Consider the following 5,977-nt stretch of genomic DNA (forward strand, 5'->3'; position numbering starts at 1 on the left):
GCCTGTGAGCGACTGAAAAGGAGTCGGCTGTGTTCGAGGCGCCCCGTCCCACCCCGCAGGCGACCGGCCGGCCAGCCCCGGCGACCGCGTCGGTGGCCGCTCGCGGGGCCGAGCGCAGGCACCCGCCTGGCGGGCCGGGGCAGACCAGCCGCACAGCGACCGGCCACGCGCCCACCACGCCCAACGCCGACACATCGCAAGGCCAACCAAACCACGCCGCTTCCAACCGCGCGCAGCCCAACCCCATACAGGCCCGCGCCAGCAGCCTGCCGCACTACCTGCAAAGCGCCGCAGGGCGTGCCACCGAAACCACGCCGCCGAGTGCAACGGACCACGGCAGCACCGGCCCCGCGCCGGCCTCCACCACCGCGGCGGCCGGCGCTGCGGCACCCTCACCGCAGCAGACACCGGCACCGGCACCGCGGGTCAACGGCCCCGCGGGCGAGGCGGTGGCGACAGCGCATGCGGCGCACAGCCCGCGCGAGGCGGCCATCGCCGACCCGGCACCCCATCCAGCCGGGGCCGCCGGCGAAGCCGCCGCCAAAGAACAGGCGAAGGCCCAGGCCCCCGACGGCAAGGCCCGCCAGAACAGTCCGCCCCGCCTGAAAGGCGAAGCCGCCGAGCGGGCCACGAAAGCCCAGCCGCCCACCGCAGACGCATCCCCAACCTCCGCCCCAAAAGCCAAGCCCGCCGCTGCGCCAGCCGCCACAAGGGCTGCCCCCACCGCTTCAGCCGCTGGCGCAGGGTCGGCGGGTGGTGCCGCCGGTGCTGTTCCAGGCGGTGCGGGCGCCACCCAAGCGGCCGGCGATGCGGGCAGCGCCGGCGGTGGTGAAGCCGCCACCGACACCGCGGCAACGTCGGCAGGCGCCGACGGCGGCGCGGCCGAAGCGGTGCAGGAACAGACCGAAGACAAAATGGCAGCGGCCCACCCCGAGGCCGCCGCCGAAGAAGCCCACGCCGAACCCACGGGCGCGGCAGACAGCGGCTCCAGCGAGGCCGACGCCGCCACCGCACCACCCGCGGGTGCCGCGGCGGACACCGGCGAATCAGGCGCGGCCGACCCAGCGGGTGGAGCAGCCGCCACCGGCGCCGACATGGGCGACGGCGACACCCCGGCCGCGGCCGCGCCCACCGCAACCGCGGCCAGCGCCCCCCCCCAGACCGACCCCGACGCCGCGCAGCGCGCCCAGACGGCCAGCGAAGCGCGCGAACACAGCCAGGACAGCCAGCGGGTGGCCGAAGCCGCGAGCGAAGAACACGCCGACGACCAGGCCGAACAGCAGGCCGACGCCAGCGCCGGCGCATCGGCGCCAGTGGGGGCCGAACTCTCGTCAGCCGAGGCCGGGGCGGGCCTGGCCGACCTGGGCGAAAACGTGGGCGGTGGGGGTGACGGTGGCGGCGCCGGTGCGGCCGGCGGTGGTGGGGGCGGTGGCGCAGCGGCACCCGCCACCGATGAGGCCGCCCCACCCGACCTGGCCGCGCAAGACCCGGCCGATGGTCTGGGCGCGGCCGCATCGCTGGGCCCGGTGCAGGCCGGGGCCGCGCTGGGCGGTGTGGGCAGCGCCATCGAGCGCACCGCGGGCGAAGAAGGCCAGGCCCTGCAAGAACAGATGCCCAGCCCCGAGGTGGGCGAAGACGGCGCGCCGGCCAGCGCGGTGCAGCCCCTACCCGGCGAGGCCCAGGCCACCCGGCCGCAGGTGGTCCAGCCCGGGGCTTCGCTAGCCACACCCCAGCCCGCGCCGACGCCGCCGGCCGGCCCGGCCCCTGCGGCCAGCGTGGCCGAGCCGCAGGTGAGCGCCGGTGAAGGCGGCAAGGTCTCCAGCGAAGACGGTGCCCGCGTGCAAGGTGCAGTGGACGCGCTGCCCACGCACGACCCGGGCCTGGACGTGCCCGCGGGCGCGCCGCCGCAGGTGCAGCTCAGCGGCGAGGCGGACCCGGCCAGCGCCGACCAGCAAAAGGCCGAGCTGGACCGGACCGCCGCCACCCAGGCCCGCCAGGGCGCGGCCGACGCTGCCGCCCCGGCGGGCGAAAACGCCATCCGTTCGACCCGGCCACGCGAAGTGCTCAAGCCCCCCGAGATCGCCCAGGGCGGCGCGGCCGCTGGCGGCAAGGGCGCCGCCGAAGCAGGCGCGTCGGCCGAAGGCCTGGCCATCATCGCCAACGAAAAGAAGGGTTCGGAGGTGCGCGCGGCCATGGCCCAGGCACAGGCGCAGATGGCGGGCAAAAAAGGCGAACACCAGCAGAAGGTGAGCGCCGAGAAGCGCCAGAACGACGAACAGATGGCCGCACTGCGGGCCGAGAACGCCGCCGAGCAGGCCGCCGAAAAGGCCGGCGCCCGCAACGAAGTGGCCAAGGCCCGCAGCGACTGGACGGCCGAGCAACGCAAGGCCGTCGACGCCACCGGCCAGAAGGCCGGCCAGGAACTGGCCAAAGGCCACACCCAGGTGCACCAGGAACAGCGCCAGGCCGACGACAAGGCGACCCAGCACATTGGCGACGGGGAGCGCGAAGCCAGCGAAGCCAAGGCCGGCGCCGAGCGCGATGCTGCAGCCAAAAAGGCCGAAGCGAAAAAGGAATCGGGCGGCGTGTTCGGCTGGCTCTCCAGCAAGGTCTCGTCGTTCTTCAACGCCCTCAAGCGCGGCATCACCGCGATCTTCGACGCCGCCAAACGGCTGGTGCGCGCGGCCATCGACAAGGCCAAGAAGCTGGCGGTGGCGGTGATCGAGGCCGCGCGCAAGGCCATCGTCTCCATCATCAAGGCCGTGGGTGCCGCGCTGATCGCGCTGGGCGACGCGCTGCTGGCCGCCTTTCCCAACCTGAAGCGGCGCTTCCGCAGCTTCATCGAGGCCAAGGTCAAGGCCGCCGAAAACGCGGTCAACCGCCTGGCCGACGCCTTGAAGAAGGGCGTGACCAAGCTGCTGGACGCGCTGGGCAAGGCCTTCGAGTTCCTGCTGGACGCCTACAAAAAGGCGATGTTCATGGTGCTGGACGCGGCCAAGGCCGTGGTGGACGGCGCCATCAAGGCGGCCAAGGCGGTGGCCGACCTGGTGGGCACCTTCATCGTGCTCATCAAGGACATCGCAGCCAACCCCGGCGGCTGGATCGCCAACCTGGGCGCGGCCGTGATGGACGGGGTGAAGAACCACCTGTGGAAGGCGTTCAAGACGGCGGTCAAGGGCTGGTTCGACGACAAGCTCGAACAGGTGCTGGGCGTGGGCACCGCGATCTGGAACGTGCTCAAGAAAGGCGGCATCGCCATCAAGGACGTGGGCAAGATGGCCTTCGAGGCCCTCAAGGCCGCCATCCCGCAGGCGCTGATCCAGCTGCTGATCGAGAAAGTGGCGGCCATGATCGTGCCGGCCGCCGGCGCGGTGATGGCGATCATCGAAGGCCTGCAGGCCGCCTGGGGCACGGTGCAGCGCATCATCGCCGCGCTGGGCAAGTTCGTGTCCTTCCTCAAGGCCGTCAAGTCGGGCGGCGCCGGTCCCAGTTTTGCGGAACTGCTGGCCTCGGCCGCCATCGTGGTGATCGACTTTGTTGCCAACTGGCTGCTCAAGAAACTGCGCGGCCCGGCCAGCAAAGTGGGCGCCAAGGTCAAGGCCATTGCCCAGAAGATCATGGCCAAGGTCAAGGCCGCAATGAAGAAGGTGGGCGGCGCGCTGAAGAAGGTGGCCCGGAAGATCGGTGGCGCGTTCCAGAAGGGGAAGAAGAAGCTGGGCGACTGGCGGGCGAAGCGGCGGGCGAAGAAGGACGCCAAGAACGCGGGAAAAAAGAAGGACGCAGGCCAGAAACAGAAGGACAAGGAAGCCGCCAAGCGGGAGCGCTTGAAAAAGGCAGTGACGGCCATAACGCCTGCGCTGCAGTCCTTGCTCGCTCGCGGGGTGTCCAGGCCACGTCTATGGCTGCAGCTCCAGGCCTGGCGCGTGCGCCACCTGCTGACTTCCCTCAAGCTCAAGCGTTCCGGGACTTCGCTGTCGCTGACCGCCAAGGTCAATCCCGAAGAAACCTTTGGTGCGGGCCTGGTGTTCAGTGGAGCCCAGCTGTCGGTGCTGATCCGGCAAGTGGTGAAAGAAGAGCTGCTGACCCATCCGCAGGTGCAGACCATGCAGAACACTGCCACCGGGTCAGGGCCTTCCACCATCCAGTCCCCGCTGGACGTGGCTGGCCATGCGATGCAGATGCGCAGCCAGTTGGATCAACACAAGGCCATTCACTTTGGTCAGACCTACAAGTACGACCAGTGGAACCCGCACACCGTCAACTACCACCCCGGTGTCATCCAGGGCGGCGGCCTGTCTGTGCTGGAGGGTCGTGCCCGCATGGGCAAGCAGGGCGGCCCACTGGACCGCGTGCACATCCCGGGCTCTTCTGGTGCCTACCCGCATCTGGCCCACACCGCACTGCCGGGACTGATGGCCGGCACCGGGATGAACGACCGGCAACTGGCCGAACAAATGCGCCTGTTCAGCCAGACGGGCCACACCACGGTACCGATGAGCCGCGATCAGCTGAGCATGCTGGGTGCGACTTCGCACCTGATTTTCGGCACCGAGTCCGCACGCAACACCGGCGCACTGATCACAGGACCGATGTCCGCCCATCTCACGGAAACCGGGCAGCTCAAATGGCAGCAGACCCTGGCGCCGTTGCAGTCACCTCAGCTGCACATGCCCATGGCCAGGGCTGGCGCCCCCGCTGCCTCGCGTGGACTGGAGCACCTGCTCAAGGAGCAGACGGGCGTGGAACCCCGCAAGGGGGGCTTGGGCAACAAAACTGCGGTCGGCGGCATGGCGGCCAGCGAAGAACAACTGATCATCGCCTGGGTCTTGCAGGTCACCGGCAGTGAAGCGGCCGCCAGCAGCGAGGAATCGATCCGGATGCTGGTGAGAACCTTCGTGCGCGACTGGTACAGGCTGCACTCGCGTACACGCCACTGAACGACCACCCGCCCACAGACGCCATCAGGCCCGAAACGGGTCTTCAGCTGTTTGCAGCTTCAAGGGTTTCCCCCGGTGCCTCCGCCGCACCGCATGCAACATACTGCATGCGCGAGCACTATTTTGCCAAGGAACAACGAAGGTTGTTCACAGCTTGATAGTTCATATCTAAAGTACGGGTAAGCCAGTATCGCCAATCCGGGCGCTGCTGCCTACAGTGCCTGCACAACACTTCACCGGAGACCCTTCATGACCTCTCGCCGCCTTGTCCTCACCCGCAGCGCCGCCATCATCGGTGCCGCATCGTCCGGCCTGCTGCTGCCGCAGATCGTGCGCGCCCAGTCCGACAAGGTGCGCGTGGGCTTCATGCTGCCGTACACCGGCACCTTCGCGCAGCTGGGGGTGGCCATTGAAAATGGCTTCCGCATGGCGCTCAACGAGCAAGGCGGCAAGCTCGGCGGCCGCGAGGTGGAGTTCTTCAAGGTCGACGATGAGTCCAACCCGGCCAAGGGCATCGAGAACGCTAACCGCCTGGTCCAGCGCGACAAGGTGGACGTGCTGGTCGGCACCGTGCACTCGGGCGTGCAGATGGGCATCCACAAGGTGGCGCGCGAATCCGGCGTGCTCAACCTGATCCCCAACGCCGGCGTGCACATCGCCACCCGCGCCCAGTGCGCCCCCAACGTGTTCCGCACCTCGTTCAGCAACTCGCAGCCGACCCTGGCGCTGGGCAAGGCCATGGTCGAGCGTGGCCACAAGAAGGCCGTGTGGATCACCTGGAACTACGCGGCGGGCGACGAGGCCTTCGAAGGTTTCGAGCAGAGCTACACCGCGGCCGGCGGCACCATCGTCAAGAAGCTGGGTCTGCCTTTCCCGAACGTGGAATTCCAGGCCCTGCTGACCGAAATCGCCGCCCTCAAGCCCGACGCCGTGGCCTGCTTCTTCGCTGGCGGCGGTGCCGCCAAGTTCCTGCGCGACTTCCACGCCGCCGGCTTGTCCAAGACCATCCAGCTCTATGGCTCGGGCTTCCTGACCGAAGG

2 protein-coding genes are annotated in these 5,977 nt (G+C 69.5%); both read left to right on the plus strand.

All coding sequences use genetic code 11. The annotated features are described in order from the left end of the window. Positions 1 to 29: 29 nt before the first annotated feature. Complete coding sequence (locus tag ACR2JA_RS10730) at positions 30 to 4,937, plus strand: hypothetical protein (RefSeq protein ID WP_434009073.1); 4,908 nt, start codon at positions 30 to 32, stop codon at positions 4,935 to 4,937. 249 nt (positions 4,938 to 5,186) lie between these two features. After that, the coding region (locus tag ACR2JA_RS10735; RefSeq protein ID WP_434009074.1) for a penicillin-binding protein activator at positions 5,187 to 5,977 on the plus strand (791 nt) is incomplete at its 3' end.

The organism is Hydrogenophaga sp. (assembly GCF_051007235.1).
Classification (GTDB): Bacteria; Pseudomonadota; Gammaproteobacteria; order Burkholderiales; family Burkholderiaceae_C; genus Hydrogenophaga.